The organism is Trichormus sp. NMC-1 (assembly GCF_001858025.1).
GTDB lineage: Bacteria > Cyanobacteriota > Cyanobacteriia > Cyanobacteriales > Nostocaceae > Anabaena.
Window position 1 is genome coordinate 381,556 of sequence record NZ_LZQD01000005.1, and the last position, 23,297, is coordinate 404,852.

Below are 23,297 nucleotides of genomic sequence, written 5' to 3' on the forward strand. Positions count from 1 at the left end.
TTTAAAGCTCAGTCAAAAAAAAGGATGTTTTTTGAAGGAGAGTGGCACAAAAAAAACAGTGTCATTATTTCAATCTCATGTTTTTAAACATGAGTTTTTCTGTTCCCTGTTGCCCGTTCCCTGTTCCCTCTGAATTGAGGCGCTGACGCGGATTCAGTCGAACGCTTGTCGAAACTCACGGCGGAAGCCTGTCAGCTGCCATACTATAAAAATAAGGCTGATGGTTGTTGAATAGGGATTCTGAGCAAATATCCCCACAATCGGTTAATAACTTGACAAATAATTTGCCATAGCCACTACCAAGTGTGGGGACAATATGATCACATGAAGAAATTTATTGCCATCAAGTGCTAACGTCTGATATCTCTAGTAGACTCAAAATCCACTGGGAGAACCAGCACAGGTTTTAGATTAGGACATCGCTTGAATGATGTAATCAAAGTAAGGTGCTGCTTCGGCCGCATCTTCAGCACTCAATAAATCTAATGATGCTTGCTTGAGGGAAGTGATAGCTTCAACCATTCCAGGAACAGGAACGCCCAGAGAGTTGTACATTTCCCGCACGCCCACTAAACCAATTTTTTCAATTGGTTCTTTATCGCCAGCAAGTACACCGTAGGTAATCAGGCGTAAGTACCAACCGAAATCACGGATACACAAAGCACGTTGCTTTTCACCGTAAGCATTACCACCGGGGGAGATAAAGTCAGGACGCTTTTGCCAAAGTTTTTTGGTGGCTTCTTGGACTATCTTTTTTTCATTTTCGGCGAGGGTAGTGACAATTCTTGTGCGTTGTACACCAGTTTCCAAAAATTCTTTAATACTCTTGAGTTCGCCACTACTGGGGTAGCGCAGTTCGTCATCGGCTTGGAGAATAACTTGGCTAATTACAGTCATGATTATTAAGCTGTTACGCGAAATATTATTTGCTAGTTTAACCAGTTAGAGGTACAGAAGTGAAGGGTGTGAGAAGATGGGGATGGGAACTGGGGATTGGGGATTGGGGAAAATTAAGGAAGTAATTGTAATAATTCTTCAATCACCAAATCCAAAATCCCACATCCAACATCCAAAATTGAATGACTAATGACTAATACAGCTTGGCGACAGGGTGAAGTAATTGAAGTTGATATTTCTGATTTGAGTGATACTGGTGATGGAGTGGGACGCTTTGATCAGCGTGTGGTATTTGTTCCAGACACTGTTAGGGGCGATCGCGTGCTGGTGAAATTATTACAAGTTAAACCAAAATATGCTTATGGTAAACTGGAGCAGATAGTCAAACGCTCTCCAGGACGTATCCGACCCAGTTGCATTGTGGCTGATAAATGTGGTGGCTGTCAGTGGCAGCATATTAATTATGATTACCAGTTAATAGCCAAGCGTAATCAGGTGGTTCAAGCTTTAGAACGTATTGGCGGGTTTGTTCAACCACCTGTAGACGATGTATTAGGGGCTGATTCATCCTTAGGTTATCGGAATAAAGTTACCTATCCTCTGGGTGTCTCAGCGACAGGCCAAGTACAAGCTGGTTATTACCAAAAAGGTAGCCACCAATTAATTAACTTAAATCAATGTCCCGTCCAAGACCAACGCTTAAATCCGATGCTGGCTGAAGTCAAGCAGGATATCCAAAAGCAAGGTTGGTCAATTTACAACGAACTTCGTCACCAAGGGCAAATTCGCCATCTGGGTTTACGCATAGGTCGTCGTACAGGTGAAATGCTGCTGACTTTAGTGGTGAAGGATTGGAAATTACCCAGAATAGAAAGCCAAGCAGAAGAATGGTTGCAGCGATATCCCCAATTGGTGGGGGTGTCACTAAATCGGAATAGCGATCGCACAAATGCTATCTTTGGCAACGAAACTCGTTGTATTGCCGGAGTTCCTGCCCTGCGCGAAATATTTGCTGGGCTAGAATTTCAAGTACTCCCAGATACATTTTTTCAAGTATCCACCGAAACCGCAGAAGCCCTATTAAAGGTAATTCAGTCAGAACTCAATCTTCAAGGTCATGAAGTTCTAGTCGATGCCTACTGCGGTATTGGGACTTTAACCTTGCCTTTAGCGAAACAAGCCCGGCAAGTTACAGGCTTGGAAGTGCAATCAGCAGCCGTAGAACAGGCTATTTCCAATGCCCAACATAACGGGATTAATAATGTTACATTTCAAATAGGAGCAGTGGAGAAAATCCTGCCAGATTTGGGGATTATACCAGATGTTGTATTACTTGATCCGCCACGTAAAGGATGTGAAGCTAATGTCATCAAAACTTTACTTGACTTGAAACCATCTCGGATTGTTTACGTCAGTTGTAAAGTAGCGACCCTAGCCCGTGACCTCAAATTACTTTGTAAAGATGGAACATACACTCTTACAAGAGTACAGCCAGCTGATTTATTTCCCCAAACCGCTCACGTCGAAGCTGTCGCTTTTCTGGTATTATCACCTTTGGCGTAAAGTTAGCGAATTCTTTACAAAAACCCAAATGAAAAATTTGTAGTCTAGTGCATAGTACTAATGCTAAGATCTAATTAGGCTAAAAATAGAAATTCTTTTTTTACATTGAAGTTGCATAGGCTCTTAAAAAGGTGAATTAGATTGCGTAAATTATAAAGAGGCAATTAAATAGAGTAGTTCCATACTCCTTCAAATTAATAGCAACTTAAAAGTTGTTAAATACATTAGTCAAAATAATTACAGCCAATTTTGAACCAAGCAATTCTAACTTATGTTTAGAGTCAATGCTCCCCAGCATTTTCAAAATTTAGTTTTACAGACGCTAGTTTGAAAGCAGCATGACCACCTCAATTTTTATCAGGGTGCCTGTGACAGCAAACTGATGTCTAGCTAACTAAAAGCTACGGGGTTTCTCTTGTGATTACCATTTCTCTTCGTCCAGTTGGACGTTCTTGGGGTACTATTAGTTTTGCCTCGACTCTTTATCTTTGTCCGATATTAGATTTACTATTGGCAGAAGTTCCCGCCAAATTACAAGCAGAGTTGCGCCTAGGACTTCAAGAAGCCCTAGTAAACGCAGCTAAACATGGAAATAATCTTGATCCCGGTAAATTAGTAGTAGTGCGTTTTTCCTTGATAGATAATCAATATTGGTGGATCATTTCCGACCAAGGTAGTGGATTCACACCTTTACCTGATTTCGATAGCGATCCCACAGACTATTTACCTCCAGATGAAGCCGAAAGTGGTCGCGGAATGTCTCTTCTTCATCAGATTTTTGATCAGGTAGAATGGAACCGCAAAGGAACAGAATTAAGGCTTTGTAAGCAATTAGAAACCCGTCGGTTACTATCTTTACGGCGATGAAGGCAGGAGGCATACGTAGGGGCGTATTGCAATACGCCCCTACCCTGATCCTCATCTCCGCGTCCCCGCATCACCTCATCATTTTTTCCCGTGACTTTCACAAGGAGGGGCTGAAATGGACTTATCTAGCCAACCAATAGCCTGTTCTAATCTCGCTTGAGCTTCTTGTGGCTGGTTTTTGACCAAAAACACGATCGCGGCGGCTACCTGTTCACTAGCGCGGGAATTGCGGTTAGACTTGAGACGATGCCAATCATCAGGAGAGATACTTAGTCTTTCCATCAGGGCTTGTGCCAGTTCTAAAGTGCTAATTTCATTCAGTTGACTGGTTTGAGAAATTTGAGACATAAGACTAAGTGCTGAGTGCCGTTAGCGGTAGTGGGGCGTTTAGCCCGTGCTGAGTCAAAAGTTTTTAGTTCAGAACCTTGACTAATGACCAATGACTATTGATTAATTATCCTAGTTTACTAGTTTGTCGATGAAGCCGCCCAAACAATCAACTCAACCGTCACCAGAGGAAAATCCCGAAGCCGATTTTGCACAGGAACTGGAAGAAGTGGAAAATTCCCTCTTATTATTGAAAGAACGGTATGCCCAAGTGCAAAGGGATCAAGAACAAAAGGCACAATGGCAACAAGAACTAAAAAATCTCAAGCAAAATAAGCATCAGCACCCAGGAATCAAAAAGGAGTTAAAACGCATTCAACAACAATTGGAAGCCTTAGAAATAAATTTGGAAAGCCAGTTGTTTTCTTGGACGAGTCTGAAAAGACCTTTTTGGCAAGTAGTCCGCTTTGGGGGAATGGGAGTTATTATCGGTTGGTTATTAAAATCTTGGGTTGGGTAGTTCTAATTTGGGATTGTAAAATTAGGTAGGATTGGCTTAATTGTTAATTTTTCTTAAAATAAAGACTATACACATTTACAAAATACAAATTGTAGAAAATGGTAAATCGGCGAATTGCAGAAATATTAAAAACTGGTCAACCTGAAGAGTCTTTAGTAGTTCAAGGTTGGGTAAGAACAAAACGCGAGTTAAAAGGTTTTGCTTTTTTAGAAGTTAATGATGGTTCTTCATTAGGTAATTTGCAAATTGTCATTAATCAAGATTTACCAGACTACGAAGGAATCTTAAAACAAATCAATACTGGTGCTTCTGTAGAAATAACAGGTGTACTTGTCGCTTCCCAAGGAAAAGGACAGCGCATAGAATTAAAAGCTGATAGCGTTAAAGTCTACGGTGATGCTGATCCCGATATATATCCTCTACAAAAGAAACGTCATTCCTTTGAGTTTCTACGCACCATTGCACATTTGCGTTCTAGAACCAACTCCTTTGGTGCAGTCTTCCGAGTCAGAAATGCTTGTTCAGCAGCTATTCACCAATTCTTTCAAGAAAAAGGATTTTTGTGGGTACATACTCCCATTATTACCGCTAGTGACTGCGAAGGTGCTGGAGAATTATTTAGCGTTACCAATTTCAATTTAAAGAATGTTCCCCGCACCGAAAATCAAGAAATTGATTATAGCCAAGACTTCTTTAGTAAACCAGCTTATTTAACAGTAAGTGGACAGTTAGAAGCGGAAATTATGGCAATGGCTTTTACTAACGTCTACACCTTTGGTCCCACATTCCGGGCTGAAAATTCTAATACTTCTCGTCACTTAGCAGAATTTTGGATGGTTGAACCAGAAATGGCTTTTTGTGATTTAGAAGGTGATATGGATTTAGCGGAAGAGTTTCTGAAATATATCTTTAAATATGTATTAGAAACTTGTCCAGAAGACATGGAGTTTTTCAATGAACGTATTGATAAGACTGTCTTAGAAACCGCAAATAACATTATTAATAATCAATTTGAAAGATTGACTTATACAGAAGCAGTCAAACTTTTAGAAAAAGCTGATGTTAAATTTGATTATCCTGTTAGTTGGGGTGCAGATTTGCAATCAGAACATGAACGCTATTTAGCAGAACAACTGTTTAAAAAGCCTGTGATTGTTACAGACTATCCAGCCCAAATCAAAGCCTTTTATATGCGGTTGAGTGACGATGAAAAAACCGTCCGCGCTATGGATATTCTCGCACCGAAAATAGGCGAAATAATTGGCGGTTCTCAACGGGAAGAAAGACTTGATGTGTTAGAAAAACGGGTATTAGCCCAAGGTATGAACCCAGAAGATTTATGGTGGTATTTAGATTTGCGTCGTTATGGTACAGTTCCCCATGCTGGTTTCGGTTTGGGGTTTGAAAGATTGGTGCAATTTATGACGGGTATGGGAAATATTCGGGATGTAATTCCGTTCCCGCGTACACCACAAAGCGCGGAGTTTTAATTGTAGGGTGGGTTAGGACGGTAGTCCGTAACCCACCATTATCTCTAAGTTTTCGGTGGGTTACGCTGTCGCTAACCCACCCTACGGCTATAATTGATTATGGTTTTGAGGCTTTCAATATGGTTGCTTCTCCCCAAATCTACATTACCCCAGAAGAGTATTTAGAATTAGAAGAAAACAGCCCTGTCAAGCATGAATATATTGATGGATATATCTACGCAATGGCTGGCGCTTTTGATCCCCATGTTACCATTGCGGGAAACTTGTTTACTCTACTTCGTAATCATGTCCGTGGTTCTGGTTGTCGGGTATATATTTCTGATATGAAAGCCAGAATCGAATCTTTAAATAGATTTTTTTATCCTGATATCATGGTAACTTGCGACCAACGTGATCAAGAAACACCAGGATATAAAAGATTTCCTTGTTTAATAATTGAAGTTTTATCTGATTCTACGGAAGGATTTGATAGAGGTGACAAATTCATTGATTATCAAACTTTGGAAAGTTTACAAGAATATATTTTAATTAATACAAAAAAACCGAGAGTTGAATGTTTCCGACGCAATGATGAGGGACTTTGGGTGTTACAGTCTTATGCGGGAGAACAAGCATCATTTCAATTACACAGCATTAACTTTGAAGGAACAATGACGCAACTTTATGAAGATGTAAATTTTCTTCCTCCAGGGTAATTGGCTAAAATTAACCATCTACTTGGTATTATCTCAAGTCCGGTTATTTACAGGTTATTTTTAAATCACTTATATTCATGGTGCAGCAAATGTAATTCTTTATATACGTATATGTAAAAGACCGACTTTTAATTAATTCTCTGTTGTATAGAAACTTATCAAGCCCCTATCCGCTATATTTCCTTTATAGTCGGGGAAATTAGGAGATTTGCGTGAGGTGATGTAGTGATATTTTTAGGTGATATCCGGGTTGGAAGATAGGAGTTAAGGACTGTATCATAAACTATGAATTATGAAGTTTGAATTTAGAAAATCCAAATTTGACTTCACAATTCATAATTTATGAGCTTTCAGGCTGAATGCAAAAGAAAAATTCTAGTTTTGAGTTTTGAGTTAGGACACTGTAACTCAAAACTCATAACTTTAAAATTTCACCAAATCAGCAGTGGGTTTAAGCCATTTGATTTTCAATCGCCCAACGCGCTAGTTCGGTGCGGTTGTGGAGATTGGTTTTACCCAACATATTGGATACATGGCTTTCAACAGTACGCTGACTGACATTTAATTCTTCAGCGATTTCCCGGTTAGCTAAACCTCTGGCTACAAACTGGACTACTTTCAGTTCAGTTGGAGTTAACTGCACATCAAAGGGAACCTGGATACGGGAACCGTTTTCCCCTCCCTTTGTCTGGTGTTCTTTCCAACGGATGGTTTGCTTGAGTGAGGATTCTACTTGTGCTACGAGTTCTTCAGGTTCAAAGGGTTTGACCATGTATACATCAGCACCTTTGTTCAAACCTTTAACTCGGTCTGCACTTTGTCCTTTAGCGGAGAGGAAAAGAACAGGTATCCAACTAGTACGTTCGTTTTGCCGGACTTGTTCAACGAAAGTATATCCGTCCATTTCTGGCATCATCACGTCACAGATGATCATGTCTGGAACTTCATGTTCTAAAATTTCCAGAGCTTCTCGTCCATTTTCGGCTGTGATGACTTCGTATCCCCGGAATTCCAAGTAATCCTTCACCAGCAAGATGAGGTTAGGGTCATCGTCAATCAATAGAAGTCGTTTGTGATCTTTCATGCTGGGCTCTTTCATAGCAGTGGCACTTGTCGCGCTTCGATCCATCAAGGTCTTGAATAGTTATCCTCTATGGTGGATTATTGAGATGCTGTTTTTTTCCCACTTAACTTGCCCTTGCTGCCTCGAAGTCTAAAAAGTGACGGTCACTTTCAATCTTACAGGCAGATGGATGGCAAAATTCCAGTAAAGATACGGAGAGAAACAGTATTTATAATGCGCTATTATATACTGCTTTGAAAGGGGCGGACTAAAAAAGATTGATAAAATCAAAATCCTTTTGGTTGACAACTTCAGTATTGACTGAAGATGATCCTAGTTCAAAACTAACCCCCACTTTCATTCGCTTACTGCTGCTCTGCTATCTCCTTTGGATGTTAAGCCTCTATTTCAGAGGTTTACAAGAAACGGGGTAAGTTTCTGGCAAAGGATGGGTCAAAAATGCATATCCTTCAACCACCACCATTCTGCCGATTAAGTGTTCTTGGATGATCCGCTCAATGACTTCCGGTTTCGTTTGGCTATACCAGACCCCATCTGGGTAAACTACCATTATCTGCCTAGAACAACAAACACGCAAGCAGTTGGATTTAGTTCTGAAGATGCAAATGGGATGACGAAGAAAGCATTTGGTTGAGATGTAGCTCCTTGAGAGGGTCTTGCAAGCATTTGCCGGATTCCAGACTAGCTTGTTTTCACCCGGAGTGAGCAACCACCTGCTCAGAAAAAACAGAAACCTGTCCCTTGAATATTTGCCAGTTCTAGATTGTCCAAACAATGACTTGAGGTTTTAAGTTCCACAGTTTTGGTAGTTTTGGGGATTGGACGGCAATGTTACTCATTAAGCGGCTCCCTGATTACAGTTCTATAACAATTTGCCAGCTTTGCAAATAAAGTTGTCCATATAAAAATATTCATTACCTACGCAACAAAACCTGACAACTATACTAATTAAGTACAAATACTTAAGTATAGCCGCGCTTTCATAGTTCGGGAACCCGTACACCTGGAATTATTGCCATTAGACGCTGCACTTCGGTAAATTAGCACTCAGGAGTCGAGAGTGCTAACAAGGCAAGAAAAATTTTTATGGCAGCTGTATCTCTAAGCGTTTCTACAGTTCAACCTTTGGGCGATCGCGTTTTCGTAAAAGTGACCGCCGCTGAAGAAAAGACCGCAGGTGGTCTGTATTTGCCAGACACCGCTAAGGAAAAGCCCCAAGTAGGGGAAGTAGTAGCCCTTGGTCCTGGCAAGCGTAATGACGACGGTAACCGTCAAGAAATGGAAATTAAAATCGGCGATAAGGTGCTGTACTCCAAGTACGCTGGCACTGACATCAAGCTCGGCACTGAAGAATATGTACTGCTTTCTGAGAAAGATATTCTAGCAGTCGTGATCTAAAAGGGTGATGAGGGGTATGAGGTATATGGGGACCAGAAAAAGTTTTCCCCTATGACCAATTACCAATCCCCAATCCCCAATCCCCAATCCCCAAATTCAAGACAAATTTTAAGTTATTACCTTTACCTGGATTTAGACTTATATGGCAAAGCGCATTATTTACAACGAAAACGCTCGTCGCGCTCTAGAACGCGGTATTGATATCTTAGCTGAGGCTGTAGCTGTTACCCTTGGCCCTAAAGGTCGCAACGTAGTTCTAGAGAAGAAATTTGGCGCACCACAAATCGTTAATGACGGTGTCACCATCGCTAAAGAAATTGAATTAGAAGACCACATTGAAAACACAGGTGTGGCGCTAATTCGTCAAGCTGCTTCTAAGACCAATGACGCTGCGGGTGATGGAACAACCACCGCTACCGTTTTGGCTCATGCGATCGTTAAGGAAGGCTTGCGGAACGTTGCAGCTGGCGCTAATGCGATTTTATTGAAGCGCGGTATTGATAAAGCATCTGCGTTTTTAGTAGAAAAAATTGCTGAACACGCTCGCCCTGTAGAAGATTCTAAAGCGATCGCACAAGTTGCGGCAATTTCTGCTGGTAACGACGAAGAAGTCGGCAGCATGATTGCTCAAGCTATGGATAAGGTGGGTAAAGAAGGCGTAATTTCCCTAGAAGAAGGGAAATCTATGACCACCGAACTCGAAATTACCGAAGGGATGCGCTTTGATAAGGGTTATATTTCCCCTTACTTCGCTACCGATGCAGAGCGGATGGAAACGGTTTTCGATGAGCCTTACATCTTGTTAACAGACAAGAAAATTGCTTTAGTCCAAGACTTAGTTCCTGTACTTGAGCAAGTAGCTCGTTCTGGTCGTCCTTTGGTAATTATCGCCGAAGATATCGAAAAAGAAGCTTTGGCAACTTTGGTAGTTAACCGTTTGCGCGGTGTACTCAACGTTGCGGCTGTTAAAGCTCCTGGTTTTGGCGATCGCCGTAAGGCTATGCTAGAAGATATTGCCGTCTTAACTGGTGGTCTACTCATCACCGAAGATGCTGGTTTGAAGCTGGATACCACCAAGCTAGATAACCTGGGTAAAGCTCGCCGTATCACCATCACCAAAGACAGCACCACAATTGTTGCTGAAGGTAACGAAGCTCCAGTTAAGGCTCGTTGCGAACAAATCCGTCGTCAGATGGAAGAAACCGAATCTTCCTACGACAAAGAAAAACTGCAAGAGCGTTTGGCTAAATTGTCTGGTGGTGTAGCTGTTGTGAAAGTTGGTGCAGCTACCGAAACCGAAATGAAGGACAAGAAGCTGCGCTTGGAAGATGCTATCAACGCTACCAAGGCTGCTGTAGAAGAAGGTATTGTTCCCGGTGGTGGTACAACCCTAGCTCACCTCGCTCCCCAGTTGGAAGAGTGGGCTAAGGCTAACCTCAAGGATGAAGAGTTGACTGGTGCTTTAATTGTGGCTCGTGCTTTACCTGCACCTCTAAAGAGAATTGCAGAAAATGCCGGTCAGAATGGCGCTGTTATTGCTGAACGTGTGAAAGAGAAGGAATTCAACGTTGGTTTCAACGCTGCTACCAACGAATTCGTTGATATGTTGGAAGCTGGTATTGTTGATCCTGCGAAAGTAACTCGTTCTGCGCTGCAAAATGCGGCTTCTATTGCGGGAATGGTGTTGACAACCGAATGTATCGTAGTTGACAAGCCTGAGCCTAAGGATGGCGCTCCTGCTGCTGGTGCTGGTATGGGTGGCGGAGATTTCGATTACTAATTCTCTATAATCCACTAATTTGAAAACGGCTGCTTCCGCAAGGGGGCGGCTGTTTTTTTATGGAAATTGAACCGCAGAGGCGCAGAGGGCGCGGAAAGAATATAGAGTTTCAATTCAACTTATAGATAAAAGCTGATTTTTTAGTTCTGGGAATACCATCTTTAAGGTTCGGGTGTCTTTTCGTGGTTAATGGTTAATTTTTAGCTCAAAAATCCCAATTTAATAATATACTTATCAAGCTTGAACTCTAAGTTTAACAAGTATGGAAGATTACCAGGCAGCTTTTATGGAGCGCCATACTGATACTGAAACACTGCATCCTGTAAGGAAAGTTGGGGCTATGCACTTTGGTGGTGTAACCATTGAGTGCTTACTCAAGGCAATTATTTGTAATACTCTAACTGGGGTTACAAGTCAAAACTTGAGGACACATAGTTACACAGAACTTCTTAAACAACATAATAAACTTAAATCTAGAATTGATAATTTTTCAGAAGGAAGGAAATGGCTTGATCAAGTGGAAAATCCCATGGGTCAACATTTTATAGATATGCGTTATTCTAGTCTTGAACCTGATGAATTAAATTACAAACGCTGGTTATACGCATACACAAGTATCAAAAGTTGGTTACTGAAGCAAGCTACTCAACTTTAAAGAGGTGATCAAATGCAGGAAAATTGGCAGGTTTTACTAAAACAGGAAATTACAAACCAGTATGTACAGAAGTCACAGGAATGGGTCGATGTAAATATTTCTACATCAGGTTTATTGAATTTGACTATTGTGAGTAATGCTTTTATAAGTTTATCTATTCCTCAACGTAAAGAACAAATTTCTAACTTACTTAAATCACAAGTTCCTCATTTATCTCCTGGTTTTCTTTCCTTATATACACTTGAAGAAGCTGAATCACTTAATATTTCACCACCACAGATTTTTGATCCAGCATCAATACATACTTGGCAGGATTTAGCTATCCAAGCTGCAAACCCACAAAACCAACCAACAGCACCTCAGCGCGAACTTAGTCTACCCAGAACAGTAACATTTTATTCCTTTAAAGGAGGAGTAGGACGCACTACGGCATTAACTCATGTTGCTTGGATTTTAGCAATGCGGGGACGTAAAGTTGTAGCTGTAGATTTAGATTTAGAAGCACCTGGTTTAAGTACGGCTTTTAACCTACAAGAACAACCAAAAAATGGAATTGTTGACTATTTTTATGAACGTTCCTATTTACCAGAAGGAATAAAACCGAGTATTTCCATTACTGAAATATTTGGTGAAGTGAGAATACCAAACGCTAAAGGAAGATTATTTGTTGTTCCTGCTGGTTGTCTTAGTCTTGATTATATTTCTAAGGTTGATGATCTTCATGCTAATACTGTTATTGATGGAGATCAAAATCTTTGGACTGTTTTCAAGCGAGAAATTTACGAACAATTAAAACCAGATATTCTCTTAATTGATTCGAGAACGGGAATTAATCAATGGGGAGCTTTATCATTAATTCAAGCTGCTGATGAAGCAATTATTTTTCTTTTTCCTAATGAACAAAATAAACAAGGAATAGAAGTCCTTTTGCAATCTCTTCAGAGTTTTAAAAATCTACAAATTAAATTTGTTTTTTCTCCTGTCCCTGATGTTACTAAAATTGGTTTATCTAAAGTAAAAAAAGTTTGGAAATCTTTGATTGAAAGGATAAAAACAGTAACCAATGAAAATAATGACGAGGAGGATTTAGATAATTCCCAATTAAAAATAGAAGAAGCTTTAGTAGTTCCTTACCTGTCGCCAATTGCTTTAGCTGAAAACTATCCCGTGCCAGCTTTACTAGATTATTATAATAAAATTGCCAATTTGATTGATGAGGAAACTGATGAACTCCAACGCAAAAATATTTTAACTAATTTAGAGAAACGCTGGCCAATTATTGAAAGCCTACAATTTCCTGAAGTCAATGCTGCTGATACAAAACAGAATTTGAATCTACTATTTCAGCGCACCACTGATTTTGACAAATTTTTGGATGATACAACCTGTTTGATAAGAGGACGAAAGGGAACAGGTAAAACTGCTCTGTATTCGCTTTTTCTCAAACACAAAAGTGTGGCTCAAAGACTAGCTCATGGACGGTTGGATAATACTGTATTTTTGTCGGCTCATGGCAGCTTTAAGGAAAGCCGCCCCGTTCGTGATGAATTCCAAACTATCCATCAAAGTTTGCAGCAAAATAATGGGTCATGGGAAGCTTTTTGGAGGGCTTATTTACTATTGAGGTGTCATCAAGAAGATTTATTTAAATTCCCTAGAAGTGACAAATTTAGTGAAATCAAAGAAATTATCAGTAAGTTGCCTAAAGAAAGATGGCAGTATGAATGCACTCAAGCTTTACTACAATTATCTACTCAATCTCATCTTCCACTTATAGTTAAAGATATTATAGATATAATTAATGAAGAAGCTAAAAAGAAATCTCAAAAGCTATGGTTTCTTTACGATGATTTAGATGAAGACTTTCGTAAGGTAGGAGAAGTAAGACAGCAAGCACTCACTGGATTATTTCAACTAATTCAGTCTTGTGATGCTAACAGATTAACAGCAATTAGGTTTAAAATTTTCTTGAGAGAAGATATATGGCATCGTTTAATTTTTGACAACAGAAGTCATTTCAATGGACGTGATATTCTCTTACAGTGGACTAGGGTTGATTTTTTAAGATTAGCACTGCGCCAAGTAGTACAATCTGAAGGTTTCAAAAATTTAGTTGATAGATTCTCTCCTATTGCTGTTGAAAGTATTGATCAAGCTAGTGAAGAAGTGATTGATAAAGCCTTAGAATTACTTTGGGGAAGTCGTCGCAGAACAGGAGACAAAGCTAAATATGTATCAAGATGGGTTTATGAAAGATTAACAGACTCAAGTGATACTACTTTTCCTCGAAGTTTAAGCATATTATTAGAAGGAGCAAAAGAGCAAGAATTAAGCTATAAAGGAAAATCATCAATTCAACCACCTACTGACCGTTTACTGCGAAGTAAATCTTTAGAAATCGGGTTAAAGAAAGCATCAGAAAAACGCTGTGATGAAATAAAAGAGGAATATCCTGATTTGGCTCAATTTTTTGATTCTCTCAAGCAAAAATCAGCCTTTTTAGATAAAGACGAGTTACGTAATATATGGCAAGAATCAGCACATGATATAGCAGATTTTGAAGAGTTTGCTTCTTTTTTACAAGAGATTGGTATTATTGAATGGCGCGAAAAACAGAAACGCTATAAGGTTGCTGACATCTATGTATATGGATTTGAAATGATTCGTCAAGGTGCAGTATGAAAATGTTTTTGACTTTATATTGCTGATTTAATAAATTGATTGCATCAAAAAGTGAGCAATTAATCAAGTTTTGGCAAGAGTATTTTTTAGAGACATTGTATATAACGTCTCTAATAGATGTAATAATATTTATATTATCAATAATAAAGTTAAAATCAGACAAATTTTATCCATTTATCAATGATTGTTAACAGTCCAATAGATAAAAATTGGCATGGCAAACTTAATTTAGTTTATGCTAATCGCCAAGATTCTACCCAGTTAATTTACAACCACCATCAAGCCCCTTTCAAGGTACAACGCCCCTTTTACCCAGAAGGACAGGAAGTTTGCCATAGCGTCATTTTACACACCGCTGGCGGCATTGTGGGGGGCGATCGCTTATCCTCCGAAATTCACCTCGAAAAAAATTCCCAAACATTAATCACCACAGCCGCTGCTGGTAAGGTATATCGCAGTAACGGCTTACCCGCAAGACAAAGGGTAAATATCCAAATTGATGCTAATGCTTGTTTAGAATATTTACCTCAAGAGACTATTTTATTCAACGGTGCTGTTTATCGCCAAGATTTAAAAGTAAATTTAGATACCAATTCTAGCTTTATCGGCTGGGAAATTACACGGTTGGGAAGGAGTGCGAGGGGAGAAAAGTTTTTAGAAGGAGAAATGCGATCGCACACCGAAATCTGGCAAAATAGTATTCCGTTGTGGATTGATAGACAAATCATACCCGGTAGCAAAGAAGTATTTCACAGTCCCCACGGGTTAGCGGGAAACCCCGTTGTCGGTACTCTAGTTTGGGTAGGAAGTCCAATTCCCGGAGAAATCATTGACAAAGCCCGTTCTTTAATCATTCACAACTCTGGGGCTGGAGTAACTCGCTTACCACATGGATTTTTGTGTCGATATCGTGGTAATTCTACATCAGAAGTCAGAAATTGGTTTACAAATATTTGGCAAATATTACGAGTATCTTTGTTAAATCGTGGTAATTGTATTCCCAGAGTATGGCAAATTTAAACTAACCACAAAAGAAAGGATAATGAAGCTTACACCCCAGGAAAAAGATAAGTTATTAATTTTTACTGCTGCTTTAGTAGCAGAAAGACGCAAAAATAGAGGTTTGAAATTGAATCATCCCGAAGCCGTTGCTTTTATTTCTGCTGCTATTTTGGAAGGTGCAAGAGATGGTCAAACTGTAGCAGATTTGATGAGTTATGGCACAACTTTATTAACTCGTAATGATGTCATGGAAGGTGTACCAGAAATGATTCATGATGTGCAGGTAGAAGCCACTTTTCCTGATGGGACAAAGTTAGTTACTGTACATAATCCTATTCGTTAATGAAAAACCATTAAGATAGGAAAAAGAGAAGATAAAGACTTTTTTTGCTATGGGTTTGAATTCGTTGTAGTACCAGTATCTGAATTAGCTTTGGGCGTATTAGGAGATGTCTGCGTGTTGGAACTCGACTTATCTGGGGTAGAGGTCGATGTTGGAGTCTTGGTGGATGATTCAGCAGGAGCTACGTTAATCGTCGTGTTCTGTTGAGCGGGAGCAGGCTGTGGATTATTAGGGGCAATCACCTTAACATCTGTCTTCTCTTGTTTAGGTGCTTGTGGCTGGGGAACATCAACTTTAACGTTGACATTAGGCGCTCTTTGTTGAGCAGGAGTAGGAACAGTTACTGGTACGGGAACACGCTCAATAGTATTCGTCTTTTCGATGATTGTTGTCTGTTTAGCCGGCTGTTGAGAGGCAGCAGGAGTAGGTACAATAATTACTGAGTTGGTAGTTGGCCGCCCCCAAAAGTAGTAAGCAAGTCCACCCATTCCCAGCAAAGCGGTAATACCCATACCAATTATTAGGCCACTAGCGGTATTATTTTGATCGCGTGCTTCTAGGGCTTCGTTCTTAAGGTTTGTTCCAGAGACACGACCATCAGAGTAACCATGATCGTAAGACCCAGATTTATCATTCCTGACATTATCGTCACGGTTATTAGGATTAGGATTATTGAGATTAGTCATATGTTGCTACCAGAAATCATTAGTGGAATTAGGACACAAACAAATTTAAAAAATCTACCTCTGTTCAATCAAATTTAGCAATGACTGAACGGCTTTTGAATTTCGCTATTTTGATGTAAACCCGATGTTTGATATTTCTTAATTGAAGAGGTTTTGAACCTGGGCTTTCACATCTTCTACGGTGTTACGAACTTGGCTTTCAGCTTGTTTAGCTTTGCCAGCAGCCAGGTCTTTCAGATCACCTGTAATATTGCCGGCTGCTGCTTGAGTTTTGCCATCAATATTCTTAGAGACTGCCTTTGCTCTTCCTGATAAACGAACATTGCTTTTCACATCTTCTATAGTGTTACGAACTTGGCTTTCGGCTTGTTTAGCTTTACCAACAACTTGGTCTTTTGGGTCGCCTGTAACATTACCAAATGCTTCTTGAGCTTTGCCATCAATATTCTTAGAGACTGCCTTTCCTCTATCCATCATTGCTATTTGAATATAGGGTTTATCGGTTATATCAGTGAGTGAAGTTGCCGCCCAACTAGCTCCAGAAGCTAAACCCAATCCTATAGAAGTTGAGACTAATAAAACTAGGCTAATAGTGAGCAATAATTTCCGGGCTTGTTGAAATAAAATCATTCTAAATTCCCAAACTTTTATTTTTAAGGCATTGATTTGACTATTAACTAAAAGTGCAAAACTAGAAAGTATAGATAGTATGATAGCTATTTATACTTTCCAGAAAAATGATACTCTTAATCAATAATTTTTTTGACTTGATCTTTCACATTTTCAACAACGTGAATAGTGCTGGCTTCGACCTGTTTTGCCTGACCTTCAGCTTGAGTTTGGGTATCTCCCGTAACATTGCCTAAAGCTTCTTGAACTTTGCCTTCAATATTTTTGGCAGTTGCTTCAACCCGTTTTTCTAAGCTCATAATTCTCTCCGTATCGATTGTCTAGACTCAAATGAATTAAAAATCACATTACCATTATGAACAATGAGAATATTACCAAGCTTCATCTCTAACACAAAACTCTGCTTGAGAGCTTCCAACATCGCAGCAATTATACGGTGCAGACGATTTTCATTAGGTGACTTGACAAATTACTCTGTTTCTGATTGGTGTAATCTTTTTTATAACTTAACACCAATAATCAGTTTATTTTTATACCTAAAGACATAATTAAGCTGGTATGCAGCAAGATTGTATAATATATGAGGAAGTATAAATGCTGCAAACACATCGGCGAGTTCTAAATATCAAGATATTGTAGAACTATGTCCTCAAGCTTTCAAACCATTTGTATAATTCTGAGAAAAGCTGTAAATCAGGAAAACCAAATTATGATTCCCGGAGAAATAATCACACCAACAGGTGAAATAGAATTAAATGCAGGTCATCAAACCACAAAATTAATAATAGCAAATACAGGAGATCGCCCAATTCAAATAGGTTCACATTTTCACTTTTACGAAGTTAACGCCGCCCTACATTTTGATAGAGAAAAAGCGCGAGGAATGCGATTAGATATCCCCGCCGGCACAGCCGTGAGATTTGAACCAGGAGACGAAAAAGAAATAACATTAATCCCCCTCGTTGGTAAACGCCAAATTTACGGCTTCAACAACAAAATCAACGGCAACCTCTAAAAAACCCTCAGCGAACCTCCGCGCTAACCTCAGCGTTCCTCTGCGTTAAAAAAAAGGATAAAATATGCCCTACAAAATGAACCGTCAAGCCTACGCCGAAACCTACGGACCAACAGTAGGAGACAAAATCAGACTAGCTGACACAGAATTATTTATCGAAGTCGAACAAGACTTCACAACCTACGGCGACGAAGTAAAATTTGGTGGAGGAAAAGTCATCAGAGACGGAATGGGACAATCCCCCATTTCTAATCATGATGGTGCTGTAGATTTAGTAATTACTAATGCTTTGATTCTCGATTGGTGGGGAATTGTCAAAGCCGATATTGGCATTAAAGATGGGAAAATATTTAAAATTGGTAAAGCCGGAAATCCCTATATTCAAGACAACATAGATATTATTATTGGCCCCGGAACCGAAGCTTTAGCCGGAGAAGGAATGATTCTCACAGCGGGGGGAATAGATACCCACATCCATTTTATATGTCCCCAACAGATTGAAGTAGCGATCGCATCAGGTATTACCACAATGATAGGTGGAGGAACAGGCCCCGCAACAGGTACAAACGCCACCACCTGCACTCCCGGCCCCTGGAATATCTACCGAATGCTGCAAGCAGCTGATGCTTTTCCTGTCAACTTGGGATTTTTAGGAAAAGGCAATACAAGTCAACCCCAAGGATTAGTAGAACAAGTTGAAGCAGGTGTCATCGGTTTAAAATTGCATGAAGACTGGGGAACTACCCCTGCCACAATTGATACTTGTTTAACCGTCGCAGATGAATATGATGTTCAAGTAGCAATTCACACCGATACATTAAACGAAGCCGGATTTGTCGAAGATACTATTGCGGCTTTTAAACATCGTGCTATTCACACCTACCATACCGAAGGCGCAGGGGGAGGACACGCACCGGATATCATCAAGGTGTGCGGACAAACCAACGTTTTACCATCTTCCACCAACCCCACCCGTCCTTACACCGTCAACACTCTAGATGAACACCTGGATATGTTAATGGTATGTCATCACCTTGATCCCGCAATTCCTGAAGATGTCTCGTTTGCTGAGTCCCGCATTCGTCGAGAAACTATCGCTGCTGAAGATATTCTGCACGACTTAGGCGCGTTTAGTATGATTGCTTCCGATTCCCAAGCGATGGGTCGTGTTGGTGAAGTGATAATTCGGACTTGGCAGACAGCACACAAAATGAAGGTACAACGCGGAACACTCTACCCTCTCCTGGTAGGAGAGGGGTTGGGGGAGAGGTCAGACAATTTTCGCGCAAAAAGATATGTTGCTAAATATACCATTAATCCGGCGATTACACATGGGATTGCTGAATATGTGGGGTCAGTAGAAGCGGGAAAATTAGCCGATTTGTGTTTGTGGAAACCGGCGTTTTTTGGCGTGAAACCGGAAATTGTGATTAAAGGAGGCATGATTGCTTGGTCACAAATGGGTGATGCTAATGCTAGTATTCCCACACCGCAGCCTGTACATATGCGCCCCATGTTTGGTAGTTTTGCAGGTGCGAGGAATGCCACATCATTAACATTTGTTTCTCAAGCAAGTTTAGAAAGAGAAATTCCCCAAATGTTAGGATTGAAAAAATTAGCAGTTTCAGTTTCGGGAACACGTCAATTAACTAAGCAGGATATGAAGTTAAATGATGCTTTACCTCATATTGAAGTAAATCCTGAAACCTACGAAGTTCGTGCAGATGGTGAATTACTAACTTGTGAACCTGCAACAGTTTTGCCAATGGCACAAAGGTATTTCTTGTTTTAGTTTATGACTGAACAATCTACCGATTACGATAGTCCTTGGAAAGAAATTATAGAACTTTATTTTGACAAGTTTTTAGAGTTTTTCTTTCCCTTAGCTTATTATGAACCATCCTGGTCAAGTCTAGAAACTAGCAAGAATCCTTTTGCTATCGTTGTGATGGCACATTTAAAGAGTAAAGCAACTAAACGTAATCCTGAAAATAGATTACAGTGGAAATTAAGTTTAGTGAGAATGCTCTTAGAAAGTGGTTTAAGTAGGCAAGATATCAGACAGTTATTCCGGTTTATTGACTGGATAATGGTTTTACCTGAAAACTTGGCAATTAATTTTAAAACAGAAATCAGAAGTTACGAAGAGGCAAGAAAAATGCGCTATGTAACCAGTATTGAAAGATTAGCCAAACAAGAAGGAATTGAAGAAGGTCTTGAAGAAGGTCGTCAGTTAGGAGTTCTTCAAACAAGTCAAGATAGCGTGATTGAAGTCTTAGAAACAAGATTTGGTGAATTACCAACATCTATAATTGATGCGGTGAATAATATCAATGATTTATCTGTATTGAAAACACTGCATAAAAGAGCAATTTCTATTCCTTCACTTTCGGAATTTGAGCAATTATTACCACAAAATTGAAATGTTGTTATTGATGCAGTCGAAAATAAATCATCTGCCTTAATAACATTTCATAAAAAAGAGATTCTTTCTACAGATAAATTTCAGCAACTCTTACATGATATTTCTGTTGAAACTTAAACAGATAAAAAGATAAAAAATTTTAAAATGGCTGTTGAAGGATAAAAATAGCCAAAATATAGGACACCTCCTGAAAACGCAGATACTTGTGCTTTATATCGATTGGGTTTTACTGAAAACGCCTCTCAACCCCCTTACCAAAGACAAATGAGTTGTATTAAAAATATATGTGATACTGAAGGGACATTAGACTCTGACAAAAACTCTATTGCTGAAGCGAATTACTCATAGATGGTTACAGATTCAGCTAACCTAAGAAAAGTTGACTTTTTGCCTCTACCTTTCAAAATCTATGAGTTCAAAATCTCCTCGCACCGGCAAAATACTAGTTGTAGACGACTCACCCGATAACATCTTTCTTGTCAAAACCATCTTAGAAACCGAAGGCTATATAATTAGTACTGCTGAAAATGGTGCCCAAGCAATGGCACAACTGCAAGCATCTCCCTGTGATTTGGTGTTACTGGATTTAATGATGCCAGGAATGGATGGCTATGAAGTAACTAGATGTATTCGTAGCGAAATGAATTTGCAGCAATATATTCCCATATTACTAATTACTGCCCATGATACTCCTAACGTCGCCCAAGGATTGGATTTAGGTGCTGATGACTTTATCCGCAAACCCGTAACAGTCGATGAATTATTGGCCAGAGTGCGATCGCTTTTACGACTCAAACATAGTATAGATGAACGTGATGAAATTGCCCTCCAGCGCCAAGATTTCGTTTCCCGTCTCACCCATGACTTACGCACTCCCTTAGTAGCCGCAGATCGGATGTTAAGCCTATTACAGCAAGGTGCTTTAGGAGAGTTATCACCGCCAATGCAGGAAGTCATGACTATCATGGCACGTAGTAACATCAACCTCCTAACTATGGTTAATACTTTATTAGAAGTTTATCGCTTTGAAGCAGGGCGCAAAACTCTCACATTTCAACCAGTTAATCTCAGCCAGTTACTTAAAGAAATCGCTGGAGAATTAGCCCCTTTAGCCGCAGAAAAAGCACTAGCTATAAATCTGGAATTCCCTGATAACTCAACCGCAAAAACCTTCATGGGCGATCGCTTAGAACTACATCGCCTATTTACAAACCTGATAGGTAACGCGATCAAATTTACAGATTCCGGTTCAGTTACCATCCGCCTCAACTGTGAACATCAACTAGAAAAAAATGACCAATTTATAAATATTATTGAAGTAGCTGATACAGGTTATGGTATTCCTCCAGAAGAACAACCCACCTTATTTGAAAGATTTCGTCAAGGGAATCACAACCGTTCTGGTAGTGGATTAGGACTATACTTAGCGCGTCGTATTGTAGAAGCACATCAAGGTTTTATTCATGTAACATCTGAATTAGGTCAAGGTAGTATTTTCATTGTTCATTTACCTATAAAATCTTGATTACCCCCTCAGAGTAAGACTACTTATCTTCCTCCTTCTTCCTTCTTCCTTTGCTACGCGTACTTCGCGTCTTTCCCTACGGGACACTATGGCTAACGCCTCCCGTCAGGGATACGTGAACGCGGTTCATTAAAGCATTTCATTTAATCGGTATTCTTCTAGAAGGGAGTAAACAATTCAAAAATCCAAATTCAAATTAGTTACAAGATAAAAAAATGGTCGCTACTGAAATATCCAAAATTACCGAAATTCTCAACCTACAAAGGGATTTTTTCAAAACAGGTGCAACTAAAAACGTTGCTTTTCGGATTGCACAACTCAAAATTCTCAAACAAGCAATTATTGAAAATCAACCAGCAATCATCCAAGCATTAAAAGCAGATTTGCATAAGCCAGAATTTGAGACTTATACCTCAGAAATTGGTGCAATCAAAGAAATTGACTATGCGATCAAAAATATCACTGATTGGACTAAACCTAAAAAAGCAGAAGTTCCCTTAGAATTCTTTCCTTACTCAGCTAAAATTCATCCAGAACCTCTAGGAGTAGTTTTAATTATCGGAGCTTGGAACTATCCCTTTCAGTTAATTATCTCACCTTTAGTCGGTGCAATTGCCGCCGGGAATTGTGCAATTATCAAACCTTCAGAAATTGCTCCCCATACTTCACAGCTTTTAGCGGAAATCATTGGTAAATACTTTGAAAAAAATTATATTTCTGTAATAGAAGGAGGTGTAGAAATCAGCCAACAGTTACTAGAAGAAAAATTTGATCACATCTTCTTTACTGGTGGTACAGCCGTCGGGAAAATCGTCATGGCAGCAGCGGCTAAGAATCTTACCCCAGTCACCTTAGAATTAGGTGGGAAAAGTCCTTGTATCGTCGATACAGAAATTAATATTGAACATACTATCAAACGCATTATTTGGGGCAAATTTATTAACGCTGGACAAACTTGTATTGCTCCTGATTATCTATTAGTAGACCAAAAAATCAAACAAGATTTGCTAAATGGTCTGCAAAAATGCCTCAAAGAATTTTATGGTGATAATCCAGAAACCAGTCCTGATTATGCCAGAATTATTAGCCAAAAACAATTTGCAAGATTGGCCAATTTTCTCAAAGATGGTGAAATTGTCATTGGTGGAGAAACTAACCCTGAACAAAATTATATTGCTCCCACAATAATTGATAATATTTCTTTAGAAGATTCAGTTATGCAGGAGGAAATATTTGGCCCCATTCTGCCGATAATTGCATATACAGATATTGCTGAAGCGATAGATTTAATTAACTCTCGACCAAAACCCTTAGCTTTATACTTGTTTTCCCAAAATAAAGACCTGCAAAAACGAGTTTTACAAGAAACTTTATCTGGTGGCGTATGTATCAACGATACAGTTATGCAATTTGGGATTTCATCTTTACCATTTGGTGGTGTAGGTGATAGTGGTATTGGTAGTTATCACGGTAAAGCTAGTTTTGATACTTTTTCCCATCACAAAAGTGTTTTGAAAAACTCATTTTGGCTGGATTTAAATTGGCGATACATTCCCTATAAAAACAAATTATGGCTACTGAAGCGAATTCTGGGGATTTAGCCATTTTTGCTAAAAGCCAAAGTTGTAATATCAAATCACTTAGATTAAAGCTACAAATTAATATCCGTGTCTCCGCGCCTCCGTGTCAGCCCTAATGATAAGTCTTTAACCG

Annotated in this window: 23 protein-coding genes and 1 pseudogene; 16 read left to right on the top strand and 8 right to left on the bottom strand. The window is 39.5% G+C overall.

What is annotated here, in order from left to right:
- Window positions 1-411: 411 nt before the first annotated feature.
- The gene (apcD, locus tag A9Y75_RS17990; protein ID WP_071190894.1) at window positions 412-897 is read right to left on the bottom strand and encodes an allophycocyanin subunit alpha-B; all 486 of its coding nucleotides are present in this window, start codon (window positions 895-897) and stop codon (window positions 412-414) included.
- Between the two features lie 189 nt (window positions 898-1,086).
- Between apcD and rlmD the strand changes: the two genes are divergently transcribed.
- Together rlmD and A9Y75_RS18000 are read left to right on the top strand one after the other, a co-directional pair.
- Complete coding sequence (rlmD, locus tag A9Y75_RS17995; protein ID WP_071190895.1) at window positions 1,087-2,460, top strand: 23S rRNA (uracil(1939)-C(5))-methyltransferase RlmD; 1,374 nt, start codon at window positions 1,087-1,089, stop codon at window positions 2,458-2,460.
- 417 nt (window positions 2,461-2,877) lie between these two features.
- A complete protein-coding gene (locus tag A9Y75_RS18000; RefSeq protein WP_016951442.1) occupies window positions 2,878-3,327 on the top strand; it encodes an anti-sigma regulatory factor in 450 nt (149 codons plus the stop codon).
- A gap of 78 nt (window positions 3,328-3,405) precedes the next feature.
- On the opposite strand, the gene A9Y75_RS18005 is transcribed toward A9Y75_RS18000, so the two are convergent.
- Window positions 3,406-3,675, bottom strand: coding sequence for a DUF6439 family protein (locus A9Y75_RS18005; RefSeq protein WP_071190896.1), 270 nt, complete (start codon window positions 3,673-3,675; stop codon window positions 3,406-3,408).
- A 130-nt stretch (window positions 3,676-3,805) separates the two neighbouring features.
- On the opposite strand from A9Y75_RS18005, the gene A9Y75_RS18010 reads away from it, so the two are divergent.
- The 3 genes from A9Y75_RS18010 (at window position 3,806) to A9Y75_RS18020 (ending at window position 6,359) form a co-directional block, all read left to right on the top strand.
- A complete protein-coding gene (locus A9Y75_RS18010; protein ID WP_071190897.1) occupies window positions 3,806-4,174 on the top strand; it encodes a hypothetical protein in 369 nt (122 codons plus the stop codon).
- Window positions 4,175-4,272: 98 nt separating this feature from the next.
- Entirely contained in the window at window positions 4,273-5,664 is a 1,392-nt protein-coding gene (asnS, locus tag A9Y75_RS18015) for an asparagine--tRNA ligase (protein ID WP_071190898.1), read from the top strand.
- A 119-nt stretch (window positions 5,665-5,783) separates the two neighbouring features.
- Window positions 5,784-6,359 (top strand): Uma2 family endonuclease, encoded by a 576-nt coding sequence (locus A9Y75_RS18020; protein ID WP_071190899.1) that lies wholly within the window; start codon window positions 5,784-5,786, stop codon window positions 6,357-6,359.
- A gap of 451 nt (window positions 6,360-6,810) precedes the next feature.
- On the opposite strand, the gene A9Y75_RS18025 is transcribed toward A9Y75_RS18020, so the two are convergent.
- Together A9Y75_RS18025 and A9Y75_RS28655 are read right to left on the bottom strand one after the other, a co-directional pair.
- A complete protein-coding gene (locus A9Y75_RS18025) occupies window positions 6,811-7,488 on the bottom strand; it encodes a response regulator transcription factor (RefSeq protein ID WP_071190900.1) in 678 nt (225 codons plus the stop codon).
- A 337-nt stretch (window positions 7,489-7,825) separates the two neighbouring features.
- A complete protein-coding gene (locus tag A9Y75_RS28655) occupies window positions 7,826-7,993 on the bottom strand; it encodes a hypothetical protein (protein ID WP_177176227.1) in 168 nt (55 codons plus the stop codon).
- A gap of 536 nt (window positions 7,994-8,529) precedes the next feature.
- Between A9Y75_RS28655 and groES the strand changes: the two genes are divergently transcribed.
- From groES to A9Y75_RS18055, 6 genes are all read left to right on the top strand, one after another.
- On the top strand, window positions 8,530-8,841 hold the full coding sequence (groES, locus tag A9Y75_RS18030; RefSeq protein WP_016951426.1) for a co-chaperone GroES: 312 nt from the start codon (window positions 8,530-8,532) through the stop codon (window positions 8,839-8,841).
- Between the two features lie 142 nt (window positions 8,842-8,983).
- A complete protein-coding gene (gene groL / locus A9Y75_RS18035; RefSeq protein ID WP_071190901.1) occupies window positions 8,984-10,621 on the top strand; it encodes a chaperonin GroEL in 1,638 nt (545 codons plus the stop codon).
- 262 nt (window positions 10,622-10,883) lie between these two features.
- Window positions 10,884-11,276, top strand: coding sequence for a hypothetical protein (locus tag A9Y75_RS18040; RefSeq protein ID WP_071190902.1), 393 nt, complete (start codon window positions 10,884-10,886; stop codon window positions 11,274-11,276).
- A gap of 12 nt (window positions 11,277-11,288) precedes the next feature.
- Window positions 11,289-13,958, top strand: a complete 2,670-nt coding sequence (locus tag A9Y75_RS18045; protein ID WP_071190903.1) for an AAA family ATPase — start codon at window positions 11,289-11,291, stop codon at window positions 13,956-13,958.
- A gap of 180 nt (window positions 13,959-14,138) precedes the next feature.
- Window positions 14,139-14,978 carry an urease accessory protein UreD gene (locus A9Y75_RS18050; RefSeq protein ID WP_071190904.1) on the top strand — a complete coding sequence of 280 codons (840 nt, stop codon included), beginning with the start codon at window positions 14,139-14,141 and terminating at the stop codon, window positions 14,976-14,978.
- Between the two features lie 22 nt (window positions 14,979-15,000).
- Complete coding sequence (locus A9Y75_RS18055) at window positions 15,001-15,303, top strand: urease subunit gamma (protein ID WP_071190905.1); 303 nt, start codon at window positions 15,001-15,003, stop codon at window positions 15,301-15,303.
- A gap of 47 nt (window positions 15,304-15,350) precedes the next feature.
- Here A9Y75_RS18055 and A9Y75_RS18060 read toward each other — a convergent pair whose 3' ends face one another.
- The 4 genes and pseudogenes from A9Y75_RS18060 to A9Y75_RS18070 all read right to left on the bottom strand — a co-directional run bounded on the left by A9Y75_RS18060 (window position 15,351) and on the right by A9Y75_RS18070 (window position 16,918).
- Window positions 15,351-15,989: a hypothetical protein gene (locus A9Y75_RS18060; protein WP_071190906.1), complete on the bottom strand. Its 639-nt coding sequence runs from the start codon at window positions 15,987-15,989 to the stop codon at window positions 15,351-15,353.
- A gap of 138 nt (window positions 15,990-16,127) precedes the next feature.
- Window positions 16,128-16,322, bottom strand: a complete 195-nt coding sequence (locus A9Y75_RS29760; protein ID WP_236721455.1) for a CsbD family protein — start codon at window positions 16,320-16,322, stop codon at window positions 16,128-16,130.
- Window positions 16,305-16,472: pseudogene (locus tag A9Y75_RS29765) on the bottom strand (CsbD family protein); the annotation flags it as partial. The pseudogene A9Y75_RS29765 and the gene A9Y75_RS29760, both read right to left, overlap by 18 nt.
- Window positions 16,473-16,735: 263 nt before the next feature.
- Complete coding sequence (locus A9Y75_RS18070; protein WP_071190908.1) at window positions 16,736-16,918, bottom strand: CsbD family protein; 183 nt, start codon at window positions 16,916-16,918, stop codon at window positions 16,736-16,738.
- A 410-nt stretch (window positions 16,919-17,328) separates the two neighbouring features.
- On the opposite strand from A9Y75_RS18070, the gene A9Y75_RS18075 reads away from it, so the two are divergent.
- From A9Y75_RS18075 to A9Y75_RS18095, 5 genes are all read left to right on the top strand, one after another.
- Window positions 17,329-17,634 carry an urease subunit beta gene (locus A9Y75_RS18075; protein ID WP_071190964.1) on the top strand — a complete coding sequence of 102 codons (306 nt, stop codon included), beginning with the start codon at window positions 17,329-17,331 and terminating at the stop codon, window positions 17,632-17,634.
- 64 nt (window positions 17,635-17,698) lie between these two features.
- Window positions 17,699-19,426, top strand: coding sequence for an urease subunit alpha (ureC, locus tag A9Y75_RS18080; protein WP_071190909.1), 1,728 nt, complete (start codon window positions 17,699-17,701; stop codon window positions 19,424-19,426).
- 3 nt (window positions 19,427-19,429) lie between these two features.
- The gene (locus A9Y75_RS18085; protein WP_071190910.1) at window positions 19,430-20,056 is read left to right on the top strand and encodes a hypothetical protein; all 627 of its coding nucleotides are present in this window, start codon (window positions 19,430-19,432) and stop codon (window positions 20,054-20,056) included.
- A 412-nt stretch (window positions 20,057-20,468) separates the two neighbouring features.
- On the top strand, window positions 20,469-21,584 hold the full coding sequence (locus tag A9Y75_RS18090; protein WP_071190911.1) for a hybrid sensor histidine kinase/response regulator: 1,116 nt from the start codon (window positions 20,469-20,471) through the stop codon (window positions 21,582-21,584).
- A gap of 215 nt (window positions 21,585-21,799) precedes the next feature.
- Complete coding sequence (locus A9Y75_RS18095; protein WP_071190912.1) at window positions 21,800-23,185, top strand: aldehyde dehydrogenase; 1,386 nt, start codon at window positions 21,800-21,802, stop codon at window positions 23,183-23,185.
- Window positions 23,186-23,297 lie beyond the last annotated feature (112 nt).